The sequence below is a fragment of the Bacteroidales bacterium genome, assembly GCA_012517825.1.
In the GTDB taxonomy this organism is placed as follows: domain Bacteria; phylum Bacteroidota; class Bacteroidia; order Bacteroidales; family JAAYUG01; genus JAAYUG01.
This window is the reverse complement of sequence record JAAYUG010000096.1, coordinates 1-4,832: the sequence shown is the minus strand read 5'-3', so window position 1 is coordinate 4,832 and position 4,832 is coordinate 1. Positions and strand designations below refer to the sequence as shown.

Genomic DNA, 4,832 nt, shown 5'->3' with positions numbered 1-4,832 from the left:
ATTTTTCTTGTTTCTTTTGCTGAAAGCACCTGCTGTTCGAACTGCAAATCATTGTTCCGGTAAATTTCAGTTCCCGGAGGAGGAGGTGCATCCTTCCATAAAAAAATCCTATTGCCTTCTGCCCTGTTAACGCGAAATCCCCTGAGAACATTCTGTTCGTCAAAATAGCATAATCCGTCGCCATTGCTGACCGATTCTTCTGTATCGAGAACGAAATACCCCTCTCCTGTTCTGCTGACTTTTCCAAGATAATGACCGGTTGACTTTGGCGACAAAATGGCCGATAATCCGGGCTTTCTTCCCCTGATGAAATGCGCTGTAAACCCCCTGTTAAATGAACGCGCCGGGTCGGGGCTGAACGGGATAAAAACAGATCCTGAAGAGGAACGCTTCAGATCATCCCGTTCTTCCATAATGCGATCGAGAATTTTTCTGTACCAGGAAGTTACATTCTTTACATACGCTATATCCTTTAGCCGGCCTTCGATTTTAAAGGAAGTAATGCCTGCGTCGATCAACTGTCCGATGTAATCCGTCAGATTAAGGTCTTTGAGGGAAAGAACATGCCGGTTGCTCACCAGCTCTTTTCCGTTTTCATCAAAGAGGGAATAGGGTAAACGGCAGAGCTGGGCACATTCGCCTCGGTTCGCACTTCTTCCCTTCACAGCCTGGCTCAGATAGCATTGCCCGCTGTAACTTACGCAAAGTGCCCCGTGAATAAAGAATTCCAGTTCCATGCTGGTCTGGCTTCGGATGTTTTTAATTTCAGCCAGGGTTAGCTCACGGGCAAGGATAACCCTCTGAAAACCAATCTTTTCAAGAAATCTTATTTTTTCCGGATTTCTGTTATCAGTTTGTGTGCTTGCAATCAATGGTACAGGGGGCAAGTCGCATTCAAGCAGGCCCATGTCCTGAATGATGATTCCGTCAACTCCGGCATTCCATGCATCACGGATAATAGAAAGGGCTTCCTCGAGTTCATGGTCATACAAAAGGGTATTCAGGGCAAGGTACACTCTGGCACGGAAAAGGTGGGCATGCCGGATAAGCCTTTCAATATCCTGCATTTCATTACCTGCCCCTTTGCGTGCTCCGAACCGGCGGGCAGCAATGTAAACCGCATCTGCACCGCAATTAACAGCGGCAATTCCGGTATCGGCATCACGCGCAGGTGAAAGAAGTTCAATAGCAGTGCGACTTTTCATGCTTCGGGTTTTGTGTTCTTATGGTGGTCAGGTGTTGCAGGCTAAGCATAGTTCAATATTCCCGGTCAGATTGAAGGTTTTGAAGGGTGGACAGGCCCGGATATGCCGGCAGTTGGCTCAGGATGCCTGCTTCAATCTGATATTGCTCCGGAACTTTTCAACGGGCACTTCCATCTGAAGCCAGCGGCCAAGAACATGAAATATGCTATCGCGCATAGCCGGTTCAAAGCTCATTATGCGAGTTCGATGAGAGCCGCCGGGACATACAAACTTGTATGCCCCTGAATGGCATCTGAGTTGAACTCCTGTAGCGCCCCAGGTATCATATTGCCCGTAAATGAAAAGCATCTGCCGTCCGTTCTCCTGAAGCCAGTTGTTAATGTCCTGCATGGCCTCCGGATGGTACGAAACCTTAACCCCTTTGGGCAGCATAAAATGGAAGGTAATATCGGCTGTATCTTTCAGAAACTCACGGAAAGGGGCAACGCGGTAATGGTACATACCGAGTTCTGTCATTGCCTGGTAATAGAAAGGCTGGTACCGTTTTATGTCTTCATCGGTAAACATGCTAATGGCATCGGACCGCACCAGATGGGCAAACAACAGTGAATCGGAGGCAGTACTGTCAGGAATTTCATTGCATTTTATCATCCCCCATTGCCAGAAGGCAAATGGATACTCCAGCGCAGCCAGTTCAACTGCCCGTTCTATTCCGACAGAAAACGACCAGTTTTTTTCGGCAGCAACTTCTGAAAGCAGGGAAGCCATTTGTGCTTTACGGGAAAGAACTGCACGCTGGAAAGCTCTGATGCCTGCCCGGCACTGCGGCGAACCCATGGTATCGAGAAAATGGTCAAGGCGCGGATCTTCCCTTGCAAAATTGAGCGGGGCCACATAAGGAACACTTACATCGACATCGTCAGGGAAAAAGCGGCGATGAAACAGGGTAGTCTGTCCTCCCTTGCTGATGCCGGTACTGACCCATTTGCCACGATAAACTTTTTTCAGGGTTTGAATGATAGCATGGTGATCATTGGCTGCCTGCCAGATGGAGAGGTACTCCCAGGGAATTTTATCCGGAGCACTTTTACCGAAAAAACGATGTTCGATGGTAATCTGGTTCGCATCCAGCATCATGCTCAGTTCATAGGGCCGGTCAGACCAGATCTGATAGCCTTCCAGAACAACCACCACGGGTCTGTCAAAGCCGGCATGCCGCACTACAAAACGCTGGTAGAACTTTTTTCCGTTTGGTCGGTTGTGATCGACAGGCTGGGGAATCAGAACTTCATATCCGGCATGGCCGTATTCATCCGGCATAAGTTTTTCCACTTTTGCACCGGGTATTGACTTCAGAAAACTTTCGATGTTTGAAGCTTCATCGGAACCGTGCCGGCCCATGCCCAGGAATACCAATGCCAGGCCAGCCAGCACCAACACATGGAATACTTTTTTTCTCATAGAAAGCAGGAAGTAGTTTGCCGGTAAATATAGACAAGTGTTCATCAAAATACAATTAACCATCCCCAGAAAAGACCTCGATTTGAATACCATAAATCTTAAACCGAAGTACCATGAATTAACCAATTCATAGTACCTGGGTTAAAATTCTTCCACTGGCAACATAGGGAAAAATTGAATTGCGGGTATGCTGGGCGATAGACATTCCCGATCCAATATACTGCAAAATGTATGTAGATGTTCTGTCAGGTGAGATCGTTCAGACAGAACCAACTATTGTTTCAATCTTGCAGCAATTCCCTAAAGACTCCATCCATTGCCGGCTTCGGCATGGAAACGCCTGCAGCATCGAATGGTTCACACTCCCTCGTGTTCTGTTCTCCGGATAATCTCGTTTTGCAGGTCTTCGCCCAGGTCGTTGAAATAATCGCTATACCCGGCCACACGAACAATCAGGTCGCGGTATTTTTCGGGGTGTTTCTGGGCGTCACGAAGAGTTTCGGCCGACACCACATTATACTGGATGTGGTGACCGTCGAGTCGGAAATAGCTTCGTACCAGCGAACCGAGTTTCCGGATTGCGGTATCGTCCTTAAAGAATGAAGGGGAGAATTTCTGATTCAGAAGAGTTCCGCCGGTCTTAATATGATCGATTTTGGCCGCCGATTTGAGTACGGCCGTCGGACCATGGGTATCAGCACCCTGGACAGGAGAAATACCTTCAGAAAGCGGCACACCCGCTTTTCTTCCATCGGGTAAGGCTCCGATAACACTTCCAAAGTAAACATGGCTGGTAGTTGGAAGCATGTTGATACGAAACGTTGCACCTCTTGCCGTAGGCCTTCCGTCAACAGCTTCAAAGAACATATTGAAAACCGTCCGGGCCTGTTCGTCGGCATAGTCGTCATCATTTCCGTATTTGGGCGTTTCGTAAACCATAGTGTGATGCAAATCTTCATACCCTGCATAATCAGCCTTGAGCGCTTTCAGCATGGTTTCCATTGATACATCCTTTTTGTCAAATACATGGTACTTCAGTGAAGTCAGGCTATCGGTTATGCTTCCCAGTCCCACTCCCTGAATATAGCTGGTGTTATAACGGGGTCCGCCATCTATATAATCTTTTCCCCTGGCTATGCAGTCATCGATAAACAACGACAGAAAAGGTGTAGGCAGATTCCGTGCATAGAGCCTTTCTATGATGTTATTGCCTTTAATTTTAATATTGATAAAGTGGTTAAGTTGTTTTCTGTAGGCCTCCATCAGTTCATCGAATGATCTGAATGTCGAAGGATCCCCTGTTTCCAAACCGATTTTCTTTTTTGTGCGCGGATCAAAGCCATTGTTTAAGGTAATTTCGAGGATTTTGGGGAGGTTGAAGTAGCCGGTAAGAATATATGCTTCTTTCCCGAAAGCGCCTGCTTCGACGCAACCACTGGCTCCGCCGTTTCGGGCATCTTCGAGTGATTTACCCTGCCGGAGAAGTTCCTGCACAATGGCGTCGGTATTAAAAATGGATGGCTGTCCGAATCCTGTTTTTACGATCTTCAATGCCCTGTGAAGGAATGCATCAGGATTTTTCTTGCTGATCTGTACCATAGAACTGGGCTGTAACAGCCGCATTTCCTCAATCACGTCAAGGATAAGAAAGGTGAGTTCATTCACGGCATCTGATCCGTCGGATTTTACTCCTCCCAGATTGATGAGGGCAAAGTCGGTATAGGTATTGCTTTCAAGAGCAGTAACGCCAATTTTGGGAGGAGCAGGATGGTTATTGAATTTCACCCAGAAAGCCTGTAAAAGCTCCCTGGCACGTTCTTCGGTGAGCGTCCCATCTTCCAGTCCCTTACGGTAAAAAGGCCACAGGTGCTGATCGAGCCGCCCCGGGTTAAACGAATCCCATGGGTTAACCTCCGTAATTACTCCTACATGAACAAACCAGTAGTACTGAAGTGCTTCGTGGAATGTCCGGGGGGCATTGGCCGGAACCCTCCGGCATATCTCTGCCATTTCCGACAGTTCTTTTTTCCGTTCAGGATTGGTTTCAACAGCAGCTTTTTCCTGCAGCAGCTCGGCATACCTGCTGGCATAGGCCATCAAGGCCCTGGCTGCCATTTCCATGGCGGTAAGTTCTTCTCGCTTTTCAAAGGCCTCAGGATCATTAAT

3 protein-coding genes are annotated in these 4,832 nt (G+C 47.7%); all 3 read right to left on the bottom strand.

All coding sequences use genetic code 11. The features are described from left to right. Positions 1–1,205, bottom strand: a 1,205-nt coding sequence (locus GX419_06585; protein NLI24352.1) for a U32 family peptidase, incomplete at its 3' end; no start/stop codon positions are given. A 117-nt stretch (positions 1,206–1,322) separates the two neighbouring features. Beyond that, a complete protein-coding gene (locus tag GX419_06580) occupies positions 1,323–2,666 on the bottom strand; it encodes a peptidase (protein ID NLI24351.1) in 1,344 nt (447 codons plus the stop codon). A 357-nt stretch (positions 2,667–3,023) separates the two neighbouring features. Further along, positions 3,024–4,832: formate C-acetyltransferase/glycerol dehydratase family glycyl radical enzyme (locus GX419_06575; protein ID NLI24350.1), on the bottom strand; the 1,809-nt coding region annotated here is incomplete at its 5' end.